This window comes from Rossellomorea sp. FS2 (assembly GCF_047915635.1).
Taxonomy (GTDB): domain Bacteria; phylum Bacillota; class Bacilli; order Bacillales; family Bacillaceae_B; genus Rossellomorea; species Rossellomorea marisflavi_A.
Map to the genome: position 1 here is coordinate 468,133 of NZ_JBLRVS010000001.1, position 13,678 is coordinate 481,810.

General features: G+C 49.0%; 14 protein-coding genes. 10 read left to right on the forward strand and 4 right to left on the reverse strand.

Translation table 11 applies throughout. The features are described 5' to 3' along the window. Window positions 1-42: 42 nt before the first annotated feature. The 7 genes from dnaG (at window position 43) to ACNA6I_RS02535 (ending at window position 7,539) form a co-directional block, all read left to right on the forward strand. A complete protein-coding gene (gene dnaG, locus ACNA6I_RS02505) occupies window positions 43-1,851 on the forward strand; it encodes a DNA primase (protein WP_048016262.1) in 1,809 nt (602 codons plus the stop codon). Window positions 1,852-1,882: 31 nt separating this feature from the next. Further along, window positions 1,883-3,013 carry an RNA polymerase sigma factor RpoD gene (gene rpoD / locus ACNA6I_RS02510; RefSeq protein ID WP_048006123.1) on the forward strand — a complete coding sequence of 377 codons (1,131 nt, stop codon included), beginning with the start codon at window positions 1,883-1,885 and terminating at the stop codon, window positions 3,011-3,013. A gap of 104 nt (window positions 3,014-3,117) precedes the next feature. Beyond that, a complete protein-coding gene (locus ACNA6I_RS02515) occupies window positions 3,118-3,642 on the forward strand; it encodes a hypothetical protein (protein ID WP_416312915.1) in 525 nt (174 codons plus the stop codon). A gap of 120 nt (window positions 3,643-3,762) precedes the next feature. Beyond that, window positions 3,763-4,905 (forward strand): acyl-CoA dehydrogenase, encoded by a 1,143-nt coding sequence (locus ACNA6I_RS02520; RefSeq protein ID WP_048006122.1) that lies wholly within the window; start codon window positions 3,763-3,765, stop codon window positions 4,903-4,905. A gap of 302 nt (window positions 4,906-5,207) precedes the next feature. Continuing rightward, window positions 5,208-5,573, forward strand: a complete 366-nt coding sequence (gene cccA, locus ACNA6I_RS02525) for a cytochrome c550 (RefSeq protein ID WP_048006121.1) — start codon at window positions 5,208-5,210, stop codon at window positions 5,571-5,573. A 134-nt stretch (window positions 5,574-5,707) separates the two neighbouring features. Continuing rightward, the gene (locus ACNA6I_RS02530; protein WP_048006413.1) at window positions 5,708-6,418 is read left to right on the forward strand and encodes a tRNA (adenine(22)-N(1))-methyltransferase; all 711 of its coding nucleotides are present in this window, start codon (window positions 5,708-5,710) and stop codon (window positions 6,416-6,418) included. A 2-nt stretch (window positions 6,419-6,420) separates the two neighbouring features. Continuing rightward, window positions 6,421-7,539, forward strand: a complete 1,119-nt coding sequence (locus ACNA6I_RS02535) for a Nif3-like dinuclear metal center hexameric protein (protein ID WP_416313208.1) — start codon at window positions 6,421-6,423, stop codon at window positions 7,537-7,539. A 20-nt stretch (window positions 7,540-7,559) separates the two neighbouring features. On the opposite strand, the gene ACNA6I_RS02540 is transcribed toward ACNA6I_RS02535, so the two are convergent. The 3 genes from ACNA6I_RS02540 to ACNA6I_RS02550 all read right to left on the reverse strand — a co-directional run bounded on the left by ACNA6I_RS02540 (window position 7,560) and on the right by ACNA6I_RS02550 (window position 9,951). Continuing rightward, a complete protein-coding gene (locus ACNA6I_RS02540) occupies window positions 7,560-8,036 on the reverse strand; it encodes an NUDIX hydrolase (protein WP_048006120.1) in 477 nt (158 codons plus the stop codon). Between the two features lie 127 nt (window positions 8,037-8,163). Then, window positions 8,164-9,120 carry a 4-hydroxy-3-methylbut-2-enyl diphosphate reductase gene (locus ACNA6I_RS02545; protein WP_048006119.1) on the reverse strand — a complete coding sequence of 319 codons (957 nt, stop codon included), beginning with the start codon at window positions 9,118-9,120 and terminating at the stop codon, window positions 8,164-8,166. 138 nt (window positions 9,121-9,258) lie between these two features. Further along, window positions 9,259-9,951, reverse strand: coding sequence for a YqfQ family protein (locus ACNA6I_RS02550; protein WP_251528343.1), 693 nt, complete (start codon window positions 9,949-9,951; stop codon window positions 9,259-9,261). A gap of 278 nt (window positions 9,952-10,229) precedes the next feature. Between ACNA6I_RS02550 and ACNA6I_RS02555 the strand changes: the two genes are divergently transcribed. Beyond that, the gene (locus ACNA6I_RS02555; protein WP_048006118.1) at window positions 10,230-11,537 is read left to right on the forward strand and encodes a DEAD/DEAH box helicase; all 1,308 of its coding nucleotides are present in this window, start codon (window positions 10,230-10,232) and stop codon (window positions 11,535-11,537) included. Window positions 11,538-11,567: 30 nt separating this feature from the next. Next, window positions 11,568-12,461 (forward strand): deoxyribonuclease IV, encoded by an 894-nt coding sequence (locus ACNA6I_RS02560; RefSeq protein WP_416312916.1) that lies wholly within the window; start codon window positions 11,568-11,570, stop codon window positions 12,459-12,461. Window positions 12,462-12,498: 37 nt separating this feature from the next. Here the strand turns inward: ACNA6I_RS02560 and ACNA6I_RS02565 are convergent, their stop codons facing one another. After that, entirely contained in the window at window positions 12,499-12,753 is a 255-nt protein-coding gene (locus ACNA6I_RS02565; RefSeq protein WP_048006116.1) for a DUF2624 domain-containing protein, read from the reverse strand. A gap of 153 nt (window positions 12,754-12,906) precedes the next feature. Here ACNA6I_RS02565 and ACNA6I_RS02570 point away from each other — a divergent pair, with 153 nt between their 5' ends. Beyond that, a complete protein-coding gene (locus ACNA6I_RS02570; RefSeq protein WP_048006115.1) occupies window positions 12,907-13,677 on the forward strand; it encodes a metal ABC transporter ATP-binding protein in 771 nt (256 codons plus the stop codon). Window position 13,678 lies beyond the last annotated feature (1 nt).

Consider the following 13,678-nt stretch of genomic DNA (forward strand, 5'->3'; position numbering starts at 1 on the left):
CGAATGAACTATGAGGGACATTTATAAAACAGGTGATGAACAGTGTCAGAAAGAATCCCTGAAGAGAAGCTGAATAGAATTTTATCATCCACGGATATCGTGGATGTTGTGAGCGACTATGTGCAACTGAAGAAACAGGGTCGCAACTATTTTGGGCTGTGCCCATTCCATGGAGAGAACACTCCATCTTTTTCTGTTTCACCTGATAAACAAATCTTCCATTGCTTCGGCTGTGGTGCGGGAGGCAATGCCTTTACATTCCTCATGGATGTAGACGGGATGTCCTTCCAGGAAGCAGCGCAGAAGCTGGGTGAAAAGGTTGGCGAAGAGATCGAAGTCACACCTGCCGGCCCGAGTGTGGATCATGCTCATCTTGAAGAAGAAAAGAGAATGATCGAGGCCCATGAACTTTTGAGTAAATTTTACCATCATTTGCTCCTTAATACAAAAGAGGGCCAGGAAGCACTGGAATATTTGCTTGCCAGGGGGTTCACAACGGAAAGCATCCGGAAGTTCAAAATCGGCTGGTCGCTTCCCAATTGGGATTTCACAGTCAAGTTTCTGGAAAAGAGGGGCTACCCCCTCGAACTCATGGAAGAGGCCGGACTCCTGGTCAGAAGGGAAAGGGATCAATCCTTCCTCGACCGGTTCAGGGGTCGGATCATGTTTCCGATCCAGAATCCAAAAGGGGAAACGGTCGCCTTTTCGGGGCGGAGCCTCCAAAAAGGCGATGAACCGAAATACTTGAACAGTCCGGAGACGAAAATCTTCAATAAAAGTAAAATCCTCTATCATTACCATGGTGCACGGGCCTCCATCAGGCGGAAACAGCAGGCGATCCTCTTTGAGGGGTTCGCAGACGTCATTTCCGCAAACGAGGCAGAAGTCGAGAATGGGATCGCCACAATGGGAACCTCCTTGACCGAGCAGCAGATCGGCTTGATCAAACGACTCACGGATTCCGTCGTGATTTGTTATGACGGTGACTCTGCGGGGATCGAAGCCGCGTTCAGGGCCGGAAATCTCCTGACGAACCACGGCATGAATATCCGCATCGCCGCCATTCCCGAGCAGCTTGACCCCGATGACTACATCTCCACCTATGGATCCGAAAAGTTTCAGCAGGATGTAATAGGGGCAGCTCTGACATTCATGGCGTTCAAACTACGCTATTACAAGCTGAATAAAAACCTGAATGATGAAGGAGATCGGCTCGCTTATATCGAAGAGGTACTCAAGGAAATCGTCGGCTTGAACAGTGCCGTGGAAAAAGACTTCTATCTGAGAAATCTCGCCGATGAGTTCGACCTGTCATTGGATGCCCTGCAGCAGCAGATGGGGCAGACAGGAGCACCCCGGACAAAGAAGGTACAGCATTCTCCCGCACCAGCGGCTGCTGCTCCTCCCTTCAACCGGAAGTCTCAGCTCCTCCCTGCGTATCAAAATGCCGAAAGGCGTTTGATCGCCCATATGATGAGGGATCCGAACGTCGCGTATAAGGTGCAGGATTGGCTTGCCGGTGTCAGCCTGAATGTAGATGAGCATCAGGCGATCATCACCTATCTTCTCGGGTATTATGAAGAAGGTCTGCCACCAGGTGCCCGCGGATTCATCGGATATCTGAGCGATGAACGCCTGAGGCGCGTGGTAACGGAGATCGAAATGATGTCCATCAGCGAAGAATGCACCGATGATGAACTGATGGATTATGTGAAACAGGTCTTAAAACATCAAAAGATGTTGAAGATAAAGGAAAAAGAACAGGAAAGAAAAGAAGCTGAGAGAAGAAATGATTATCGTAAGGAAGTAGAGATTGCGATGGAAATCTTACAGCTGCGTAAGTCTTTATAGTTTTGCCAGGAAGTTGGAAGGAGGGGAACACATGGCTGAAAAGTCCGCGCGTTCCAAACAAATAGCGTCTGAATTGACCGTTGATCAGGTGAAAGAATTTTTAGTGAATCAGGGTAAGAAGAGAGGTGTCCTCACATATGAGGATATCGCCGACAAACTATCGGGCTTCGAATTGGACTCTGACCAAATGGATGAATTTTACGAGCACTTAGGTGAACAAAGCATCGAAATCATCAAAGAGAGTGATGAAGATGACGATCCGAGTGCCCCTGAACTGGCAAAGGAAGAGGAAGAGGAGTTCAACCTGAATGACCTCAGTGTCCCTCCCGGCGTCAAAATAAATGATCCGGTCCGCATGTATCTGAAGGAAATCGGAAGGGTCGACCTGCTGTCGGCAGAAGAAGAAATCAATCTTGCCGAAAGAATTGAAGAAGGGGACGAAGAGGCGAAGCGACGCCTTGCAGAAGCCAACCTTCGACTTGTGGTCAGTATCGCGAAGCGCTATGTCGGCCGGGGTATGCTGTTCCTTGATCTGATCCAGGAAGGGAACATGGGTCTTATCAAAGCAGTTGAGAAATTTGATTACCGTAAGGGGTTCAAATTCAGTACGTATGCCACTTGGTGGATCCGTCAGGCCATCACCCGCGCCATCGCCGATCAGGCAAGGACGATCCGTATCCCTGTCCATATGGTGGAGACCATCAATAAACTGATCCGCGTCCAACGCCAGCTCCTTCAAGATCTAGGTCGTGAGCCTGCACCTGAAGAAATAGCTGAGGAAATGGATCTTACACCGGAAAAAGTAAGGGAAATCCTGAAAATTGCCCAAGAGCCTGTTTCATTGGAAACACCGATCGGGGAAGAGGATGATTCACACCTAGGTGACTTCATCGAGGATGCAGAAGCACAGTCGCCATCCGAGCATGCAGCCTACGAACTTCTGAAGGAACAGCTCGAGGATGTTCTGGATACCCTGACAGACCGTGAAGAGAACGTTCTTCGTCTTCGCTTTGGACTTGATGACGGAAGGACCCGCACACTGGAAGAAGTCGGGAAAGTTTTCGGTGTTACAAGGGAAAGGATTCGCCAGATCGAAGCGAAAGCACTGCGTAAGCTTCGTCATCCAAGCAGAAGCAAACGATTGAAAGACTTCCTCGAATAGGAAATTCGAACCGTCTCGCATACGCCGAGGCGGTTTTTTTATAGATGAAAAAGGAGTTTCGACAGGCTATGACGAAAATTATACGTATACTTATAGGTTAGGCAGTGATTGGAATCAAACAACAGGATAAAGAAACAAAGATCATCATAAACGAAATCAGACGTTGGAAGGAAAGCAGCATGCTTCCTGAGCACTACTGTGACTACCTCCTCAACCTTTATACCAAAGGGGATAGTGAAAGCGTTTCCTCTTCAAGATACACGCATCTTGCAACATCGGCCCTGACTCTCGGCCTCACCGTATTTGTCATTTATTTTACTGAAATGTCATCGCTTTTGCAAACAGCGATTTTGGCAGTATTTGTCGTTTTCCTCGTGGCCATGGCAATTCATTATAGCAAGAAAGGAATCTCCACCCTTTTCCTGTATGTGGCTGCAGCCCTCATCCTTCTTTTTATGACAGTCCATATCGTGGATGCATGCTTTGAAGGGAAAAGGGAAGTCATGATACCGCTCCTTTATTTCCATTGTTCCATTTGGTCGATTATGGGTTTTCGGAACAAAAGCCTCCCGTTTTTAATCGGGGGGATCTTGGCAGCGGCCCTGCTGACTATTTATATTTTAATATAACTACAGAAAATTATAAAGTTTTTTAAAGTTGAGAAAATTCATTTATTCCTTTTATAATGTAAATGATAGCGCATACATTCTTGCTCTAGGCAGGATGCGAGACAGACAAGGGGGATGGAAATGAATTTCGACTTGACGCAGGAACAGACAATGATTAAAAAGACCATTAGAGAGTTTGCAGAAGAAGAGGTGGCGCCGGGTGCTCTTGAAAGGGACCGGTCCAAGCAATTCCCTGCTGACGTTTTTAAAAAATTGGCGGACCTTGGACTGATGGGTCTTCCGTTTTCAGAAGAATACGGCGGGGCGGGGGCTGATACGGTCAGCTTTGCCATTGTGACGGAAGAATTGAGTCGGGCATGCGCATCGACCGGAATCACATATTCAGCCCATATTTCATTGGGGGGGGCACCGATTTCCATGTTCGGCACGGATGAGCAGAAGGAGAAGTATTTGACTCCGATCTGTACGGGCGAGAGCTTCGGAGCTTTCGGGCTGACCGAACCGAATGCGGGATCTGACGCAGGCGGAACCCAGACGACGGCAGTGGAGCAGGACGATCGCTGGGTCATCAACGGCAATAAATGCTACATCACGAATGCCAGCTATGCCAACCATCTTGCTCTTACGGCGATCACAGGCAAAAAGGACGGAAACAAGGAAATCAGCGCGATCATTGTGCCGACGGATGCCAAAGGCTTCACGGTGATCGATAATTATGAAAAGATGGGACTGCACGCCTCGAACACGACGGAGCTCGTACTGGAAGATGTTGAAGTCCCTGTGGAGAACCTCCTCGGTAAGCGTGGAGAGGGCTTTAAGCAGTTCCTCGTGACGCTTGACGGTGGAAGGATCGGAATCGGTGCCATGGCCGTGGGGGTCGCTCAGGCGGCTTTTGATAAGGCTCTGCAATACGCGAAAGAGAGAAAGCAATTCGGAAAGACGCTTTCCCAGTTCCAAGTGACACAATTCAAGCTGGCCGACATGGCGATGAAGATCGAATTGGCCAGGAATATGGTGCACAAGGCAGCATGGCTGAAGGATCAGGGCAGACCGTTTTCCAAGGAAGCGTCCATGTGCAAGTTGTATGCATCCGAAATCAGCATGGAAGTGGCGGATGAAGCGATTCAGATCCACGGGGGATATGGGTATATGAGGGAGTATCACGTGGAGAGGTACCTTCGCGATGCAAAGCTTCTCGAGATCGGGGAAGGAACTTCGGAAGTCCAGCGTATGGTCATCTCAAGACTGATCGGCTGCCATTGATATCTGGGGACCCGGCTTATACCGGGTCCCTTATATTTACAGTGTAACTGGAAATAAACGTGATCGTTGATAGCGATACCAAATCAGAACAGGATGAAAGTCCTGTGAAAAGGATTGCTTGTGTAACAATAATGAAAACGGTTAAGAGAATTCGGCGTAAAATCGAACATAATGTGTCTAAATTGTGAGAAAGATGGAAAAGTTAATTCGTAGGACTTTTACTTTCCCTGTTTTTACAGTAAAATATAAATTGTTAAATAGGGTACTATTTGGATGGTATACATACGAAGGAGGGTTAAGCCATGAATCGCAATCCAATCATTCCGTTCATTCTCATTATGGCACTTGGTATCGGACTTGTTTTCTTCTTATCTCTTGAAGGATTGAATAATGCTGAAGAGAAAGCCGACAAGGCAAAGGAAGAAGAAAAAGGCGGAGAGCAGGCTTCAAGCGGCGAATTCGATCCCGAAGCACATTACAAGGAAAATTGTATGAGCTGTCACGGAGGCAACTATGAAGGCGGAGCGGGACCTGCATTGAAAGGAACGGATCTTTCCAAAGATCAAATCAAGGATACGATCAAGAACGGTAAGGGGATCATGCCGGCAGGACTTGTGGAAGATGAGAACCTTGATGCCATGGCAGACTGGATCTTATCACTCAAATAATAAAGAAAGCTTCTTTGCCTGATGGGCAGGGGGCTTTTTTTATACCTTGAAATTGGGTAGAATGGTATCGAAGCGGAAAACTCCTTCCCGGAACTGGGGAGGGAAGAATGAATCCAGATTGATAAGGTGAAATGATGAATAGCGAAAAATTATCCAAACGACTGGAGACAGTTGTATCGTACATACCAAAAAACAGTACCATCGCAGATATCGGGTCCGATCATGCCTATCTGCCATGTTATGCGGTCCAGGCAGGGATCGCGGCCTCGGCCATTGCGGGTGAAGTCGTTAAGGGGCCGTTTGAATCAGCTCTGAAGCAGGTCAAACTGAACGCTCTTGAAAACCAGGTGGATGTCAGATTGGGAGACGGCCTCGATGTGCTCCGTCCGGGAGAAGTGGATTGCATCACCATTGCAGGCATGGGCGGGACGCTGATTGCTTCCATATTGGAAAAGGGTAAGGATAAGGTGGAGAATGCAAGACTCATCCTTCAACCGAACGTCAGCGCCGTATCCATCCGTGTATGGCTCATGGACAATGGCTGGTCACTCACGAATGAAGAAATCCTTGAAGAAGACGGTAAAATCTATGAAGTCCTTGTGGCGGAAAAAGGAAATCCAGAGGCGGGATATTCAAGTGAAGACAAGGAGGCCCAGCTGCTAATGGGTCCGATCTTGAGTCAGGAAGGCAATGCACCGTTCAGAAAGAAATGGACACAGGAACTGACCCAGTGGAAGGCAATCCTGAAAAACATGGAACAGGCTGAGGAAACTCCGGCACTCGAGGAGCGAAGGAATGATCTGCTTGGTAAAATCAAACTGGTAGAGGAGGTTCTGAATCGATGAAGATGAAAACACCGAATGGACATGCAATCATTCAGCTTTTCGAACAATTTTCACCGAAGCATCTTGCCGAGGAAGGTGATCCGATCGGACTTCAAATCGGCAGACTCAACGAAAAGGTGGAGAATGTCATGGTAACCCTGGACGTTCTTGAAAATGTGGTGGATGAAGCGATCAAGAATAATGTGAAGCTTATCATCGCCCATCACCCGCCGTTATTCAGGTCCTTGAAGGCGATCCATACAGATACATATCAGGGAAGGATGATTGAAAAGCTCATCAAGAATGATATTGCTGTTTATGCAGCCCACACCAACCTTGATGTAGCAAAGGGCGGGGTGAACGATCTGCTCGCTGATGCTCTCGGGCTTGTTGAACCATCCGTCCTTGTGCCGACATATTCCGAAGAGCTCAGGAAATTGGTGGTCTTCGTACCAAAAGAGCACGGAGAACGCCTTCGCGGGGCATTGGCCGGAGCAGGAGCGGGGCATATCGGCGCCTACTCCGATTGTAGCTTCACTACACAGGGAGAAGGCAGATTCCTCCCTGGCGAAGGAACCGACCCTTATCTTGGGGAACAGGGGCGCCTTGAAGTGGCAGAGGAGGAAAGGATCGAAACGGTGTATCCCGCTTCCATCGAGGGCCGGGTACTGAAAGCCATGGTCACCAACCACCCTTATGAAGAAGTCGCTTATGACATCTATCCACTGGAGAACAAAGCGCCAGCTATGGGTCTCGGCAGGATCGGATCGTTACCAGAGGGCACGACCCTGAAGGAATTTGCCCTGCGGGTCAAAGAGGTATTCGGGATGGATGGCGTCAAAGTGACAGGGGACCTTCAGGCGCCCGTAAACAAAGTGGCGGTCCTTGGAGGCGACGGGAATAAATTCATCCATGCTGCCAAGCGACAGGGAGCGGACGTCTTCATTTCGGGTGACATCTACTACCATACTGCCCACGATGCCATGATGCTCGGCTTGAACGTCATTGATGCCGGCCATCACATCGAGAAAATCATGAAGGACGGCGTGGCTCAGCACCTGGCCAAGGCGTGCGCCGAAAAAGGATATGTGGTGAACGTCTTCCCTTCGGCGTCTAACACCAATCCGTTTACCTTCATGTAAAAGAAGCCTTGTCCGCACCCTTACCAATGGGGCTGCGAACAAGGCTTTTCTTTTTGTGCCCGATACTCCAAGATAATCGGTCGATCTGGCGGACTCAGTTCCGGTGGGAGAGAGTCCAGTGGAAAGAAACGCAGTTCGGATCCCTCGATCTCATTCAAACGACATTCTCCGCTATAGGTGCTGCATAGATAGGCGGTGACGACATTGTACACTTCATCGCCGTGTGGATACCGATAATAGAATTCCTGACCTGAATAGATGTTCCATAGGTGTAGGCATCCTGCTTGCAATCCGGTTTCCTCATAAAGCTCCCGTTGGGCTACTTCCTGCAGCGTCTCCCCGGGTTCCATGGAACCTCCCGGGAGACCCCAGCATTGATTGTCCGTGCGCTTCATCAAAAGCAGTTCGTCTGATTCATTGATGACGAGGACACATGAACCGACCATGATGAGTGGGATGCTCCCGACTTGCTCGCGTAATTCCATAATATAACCCATATTGCCTCCTGTGAATATTTTCCTTCAGTATAGCATTCAGGAGAAGGGGAATCCATGATGAATGTGAACATATATAATCAAAAAAAACGCCTGCGCGGGGAGTCCCAGCGTAGGCGTTTGATTTACATTAAGATGAGCCGAGTTTTGCTTTTCGGACTTTAGGAAGGATCTTATTAAGCGGAACATTGCGTTCCCTTGTCCAAGTCGCTTCGTCAGCCGGATCATATGCTTCAAGGAATCGGATGACTTCCTTGACGATGGGGGTAGGGGTGGAAGCCCCAGCCGTGACGGCAGCCACTTTTGCATCCTTGAGCCATTCCAATTCAAGCTCACTAATGTCTGAGATCCGGTAGGCAGGTGTTCCGGCGATTTCTTTCGACACCTGTGCCAAACGGTTGGAGTTATTGCTCTTCGGGTCACCGACAACAATAAGGACATCTGCTGCCCCGGCCTGCTCTGCAACGGCTTCCTGACGCACCTGCGTCGCCAGGCAAATTTCTTTATGAAGCTCAACATGCGGGTACATTTCCCTGACCTTTTCCATCGTATCGAGAACATCCCATTGACTCATGGTCGTCTGGTTCGTCACGATGATCTTTTCATTGTCGATGGTGAGCTTTTCCACATCCTCGGCTGTTTCCACAAGGTGGACGATATCAGGGGCTACCCCGACGGCCCCTTCTGGTTCAGGGTGGCCTTTTTTACCGATGTAGATGACGTCATATCCTTCTGCTTCCTTCTCGCGGATGAGGTCATGTGTCTTCGTGACATCCGGGCATGTTGCATCCAATGTGACGAGCCCTTTATTCTTGGCGATTTCCTTTACTTCCGGGGATACCCCGTGTGCTGTGAAGATAACGGTCCCTTCATTGACCTGGTCGATGATTTCCTTCCGGTTATGGCCATCAAGGGTGATGATGCCTTCTTCTTCGAATGCATCGGTCACATGTTTGTTATGGACAATCATGCCCAATATATAGATCGGACGGGGGAGTGACTTGTCGAGCGCCGCATTCCTGGCGATGACCATGGCATCGACGACTCCGTAGCAGTATCCCCTCGGGGTGATTTTAATAATATCCACTAATAATCCTCCTACATGGGAAAGGTTGTACCCCCATTATAAAGGAGAACATCGTTTATGACAAAGAGTATGGGTGTAGAAAGGGTTGGACCACTGGAAACAGCCCTCCAGATAACCATTCTGCAGGGCATGACAGAGTTAAACATAAAGCTTGGGTGAAGATTGCCCCGTTTTTCTTGGGGCTCTCGGTCTGACGGGCGGGGCGGGTTCTTCATCGGGGACGGGTGTTTCCACGGTTTCATCTGCATTCTGTCCCTTTGGTGGGGGAGGAGCATCTTCTGCAGATACCTCTGCCTCTTCCTTCGTTTCTTCATCCCCCGGTAAATCCTTCAGTCCACGGTACAGCTTCCACAGGGCAGGGATGTTCTTGACCATGGGTCCATATTGTGAAACCATCGGTCCGAGCTGCTGTGCAGTCTGTAGCACCTGTTGGGTGTTCGTCAGAAAAGAGCCGATATTCCCGGGATTCATCAGTCCCTGAAGGATGCCCCCGGCTGCCTGGGGAGACCGGTCCATCCCCGCATCGGCAGCCGATCGGGTGAACTGCTCGAGAAGACCACCTCCACCTTCAGGCGCCCCTCCCCTTCGATTTTCGCCTTTTTTCAATAGTTTGGAGAGCAGGCCTTTCTTTTTGCCCTGCTGGCCTCCTGGCATCTGGAACGGAGAAGGTGAAGTGCGATCCATATTGGGTCGATTCCTTCTGCCTTGTTGCATCATGAATGGATTCCCCTGCTGCATGCGGAAGTTGCTCTGCTGCATTCCGAACGGGTTACGCTGCTGCATGCCGAATGGATTTCCTCCGCGCGTTCTCATCATTCCGCGTGGCGGCATGATGATCGCCTCCTTTCAAATGGAATCGTCATCTTTATAACGTATGCAAGCAGCCGGAAAAGGGTATTGTGTGGAGGGAGAAATGATTTTGTCCCGATAGGCTAGATGTTTCTCGGGAAATTGATTATAATGGTTAGATGTTCTTGATTTAAATGACAACTGACGTTTTATATAGATCTTCACCCGCTGAACACCGGGTGGACCCTTCAGTATGGGGTGTCCATGCATCACCATGAAATAGGTATAATGAGATGTCGAGATAAAGGAGATGAAGAGACATGACTAAGAACGCCTTTACACAGTATGAATTCAAAACGTTCATTCAGCATGCTATTGAAGAACGGGGTTTTCATGAGCCGACAGAAATCCAGAAAAAGATGATTCCGATGATCTTGAAAGGTCAAAGTGCCATCGGGCAATCCCAGACCGGTACAGGCAAGACCCATTCCTATCTGCTCCCGATCATCGAGAAGATCCATGCAGCTTCCGAGACGGTCCAGGCGGTAATCACTGCGCCTACGAGGGAACTTGCCCAGCAAATCTATCAGGAGATTCTTAAGATCACCAAAGACACTGATATCACATCTCGCTGTTTCATCGGCGGAACGGACAAGCAGCGGACAATCGAAAAACTGAAGAGCCAGCCTCATATCGTCGTAGGTACGCCTGGACGGATCAATGATCTTGTCAAAGAACAGGCTTTGCTGGTTTACACAGCGACCATGCTTGTAATCGATGAAGCCGACTTGATGCTTGATATGGGATTCATCGAAGATGTGGATCAAATCGCAGGCAAAATGCCGGAAAACCTTCAGATGCTCGTATTCTCTGCGACCATCCCAGAGAAGTTGAAGCCTTTCTTGAAGAAGTATATGGAGAATCCTCAGTTCGCCCATGTGGAGCCTGAGCGTCTATCTGCGAAGAACATCGAGCACGTCATCGTCCCGGTGAAAAGCCGTGACAAAATCAACCTGCTTTACAACATCCTGACCGATATCAACCCGTACCTCGGGATCGTGTTCACAAACACGAAATCGAAAGCGGATGAAGTGGCGGATGCCCTGATTGCCAAAGGCTTGAAAGTAGGGAGGATCCACGGTGACCTCTCTCCGCGTGAACGGAAAAAGGTAATGAAGCAGACAAGGAATCTCGAATTCCAATACATCGTGGCGACAGACCTTGCTGCCAGGGGGATCGACATCGAGGGAATCAGCCATATCATCAACTTTGAATTGCCGCAGGACCTTGATTTCTACATCCACAGGACAGGCCGTACGGCTCGTGCCGGCAACAGCGGGATTGCCTTCACCATCTATGAGGCGTCCGATGAAGATGCCATCAACCGACTGGAGAAAAAGGGTATCCACTTTGCCCACAAAGACCTAAAAAAAGGCGACTGGGTCGAGCTCCCTGCGCTGAATAAACGGAAGAACCGCCAGAAAACCAGTGCGGATGAGGCAGACGTAAAAGCCAAATCCATGGTACGGAAGCCGAAAAAGGTGAAACCGGGATACAAAAAGAAAATGAAATACAAAATGGAGCAGATCAAAAAGCGTGAAAGAAGGATCAAAAGCAGGAACAAATAATTTGAAAGCGTCGTAAAGGAGCTGAGACATGTGTTGAAGATCGGATCTCATGTATCAATGAGTGGGAAAAATATGCTGCTGGCTTCGAGTGAGGAAGCCGTTTCATATGGGGCAAATACATTCATGATCTATACGGGTGCACCCCAGAACACAAGAAGGAAGAAGATCGAAGACTTGAATATCGAAGCAGGAAGGGCCCATATGAAAGAGCATGGCATCGAGGATATCGTCGTCCATGCCCCTTATATCATCAATATCGGCAACACCACCAATCCTGCCACATTCGAGCTTGGCGTCAACTTCCTCCGCTCGGAGATCGAACGGACGGAAGCCCTTGGGGCAGGACAGATCGTCCTTCACCCCGGAGCGCATGTCGGTGCCGGAGCCGATAAAGGGATCGAAAAGATCATCGAAGGATTAAACGAAGTCCTTACGAAGGAGCACAAGGTACAGATCGCCCTTGAAACGATGGCAGGGAAGGGCTCGGAATGTGGACGTTCATTCGAGGAGCTCGCTGCCATCATCGATGGCGTCGATCTGAATGACCGTTTGTCGATCTGCTTCGATACGTGTCACACCCATGACGCAGGCTATAACATCGTGGAGGACTTCGACGGGGTGCTGGAAGAATTCGACCGGATCATCGGCATCGACCGTCTCAAGGTCCTGCATGTGAATGATAGCAAAAATCCATCGGGAGCCCGGAAAGACCGCCATGAAAACATCGGATTCGGTCACATCGGATTCGACGCCATCAACCGGATCGTCCATCATCCGCAGCTTGCGGATATCCCGAAGATACTTGAAACCCCATATGTGGGTGAAGACAAGAAAAATAAAAAGGCACCATATAAATTCGAAATCGAGATGCTCCGGAATGGAGAGTTCGACGAAGATGTGCTGAAGAAGATTCTGGAAGTATAAAGGAAAGGAGGCACCCTTTGAGGGGCGCCTCCTTCTTTCATTTCATCAGCTTCAGGAAGAGACCGTTGATCTCTTTTGCCTTTGATGGTCCGATCACCCTAGCCAGCTCTTTCACCAGCTGACTTCGCTTTGCATCATTGAAGATGTCGATATTCTTTCCTTTGACGCTCTTCACGATGCTGTCGGCCTGTGCAGGGGTGAGGGAGACCTGGTACTGACCGGCATACTTCATGAGTTCCCCCTGTGAGATCGTGTTGATCTTATGGTTGATCACATTTTGCAGCAGCTTCATCCTAATCACTCCTCACATGATACATATGACGTGAACGGGGAGAACGTGACAACGAATTTTCCCGATCCCTCATGGTTTACATTCAATTTCCCTTGTTGTATACTACCCTATGGACATAAATCGTAACGATTCTTAAAAAGAGAGTTGATAACCATGAATGGCGAAACACCAGTCATTAAAATAGAAGATGTAAGCTTCCGATATGAAAGGGAACGTGTCTTGGAGGAAATCAACCTGACCGTTCCAAAAGGGGCATTCCTGGGCATCGTCGGCCCGAATGGGTCAGGGAAATCCACCCTGTTGAAACTGATGCTCGGTCTCCTCAGGCTGCGGCAGGGAAAGATCGAGTTATTCGGGACGCCCCTTCAGAAATTCAAGGATTGGAGCAGGATCGGGTTTGTATCTCAAAAAGCAAACAGCTTCAATACGGGCTTCCCGGCAACGGTTTTCGAAGTTGTGTCGAGCGGACTGACTAAGAAAGCCGGCCTTTTCCGGAGGATATCCCATCAGCATAAACAAGATGTGCTTGAAGCCATTGAATCGGTCGGCATGGAGGCTTTCACGAGAAGGAACATCGGAGAGCTGTCGGGTGGCCAACAACAAAGGGTATTCATTGCCCGGGCACTTGTATCGAAGCCTGATATCATGATCCTTGATGAACCAACCGTCGGGGTCGATTCGCAAAACGTCCAGACATTTTATGAAATGTTGGAGCGCCTCAATAAAGACCTTGGCATCACGCTGGTTCTGGTCACCCACGATATCGGGACGATCACGAGCAAAGTGACCCATGTGGCCTGTCTAAATAAACAATTGCACTTTCATGGTGATACAGAAGAGTTTGAAAAGCAAAAAGACGATGAGCTTTCCTCTTTCTACGGTCATGACGTCCACGTCTTGAACCATGATCATCAGCATGCATAAG

Bases quoted from the DNA above. Each gene is read 5' to 3' on its own strand.
- rpoD (WP_048006123.1), top strand. From the start codon at position 1,883: ATGGCTGAAAAGTCCGCGCGTTCCAAACAAATAGCGTCTGAATTGACC.
- ACNA6I_RS02520 (WP_048006122.1), top strand. From the start codon at position 3,763: ATGAATTTCGACTTGACGCAGGAACAGACAATGATTAAAAAGACCATT.
- cccA (WP_048006121.1), top strand. From the start codon at position 5,208: ATGAATCGCAATCCAATCATTCCGTTCATTCTCATTATGGCACTTGGT.
- ACNA6I_RS02530 (WP_048006413.1), top strand. From the start codon at position 5,708: ATGAATAGCGAAAAATTATCCAAACGACTGGAGACAGTTGTATCGTAC.
- ACNA6I_RS02535 (WP_416313208.1), top strand. From the start codon at position 6,421: ATGAAAACACCGAATGGACATGCAATCATTCAGCTTTTCGAACAATTT.
- ACNA6I_RS02540 (WP_048006120.1), bottom strand. From the start codon at position 8,036: ATGGGTTATATTATGGAATTACGCGAGCAAGTCGGGAGCATCCCACTC.
- ACNA6I_RS02550 (WP_251528343.1), bottom strand. From the start codon at position 9,951: ATGCCGCCACGCGGAATGATGAGAACGCGCGGAGGAAATCCATTCGGC.
- ACNA6I_RS02555 (WP_048006118.1), top strand. From the start codon at position 10,230: ATGACTAAGAACGCCTTTACACAGTATGAATTCAAAACGTTCATTCAG.
- ACNA6I_RS02565 (WP_048006116.1), bottom strand. From the start codon at position 12,753: ATGAAGCTGCTGCAAAATGTGATCAACCATAAGATCAACACGATCTCA.
- ACNA6I_RS02570 (WP_048006115.1), top strand. From the start codon at position 12,907: ATGAATGGCGAAACACCAGTCATTAAAATAGAAGATGTAAGCTTCCGA.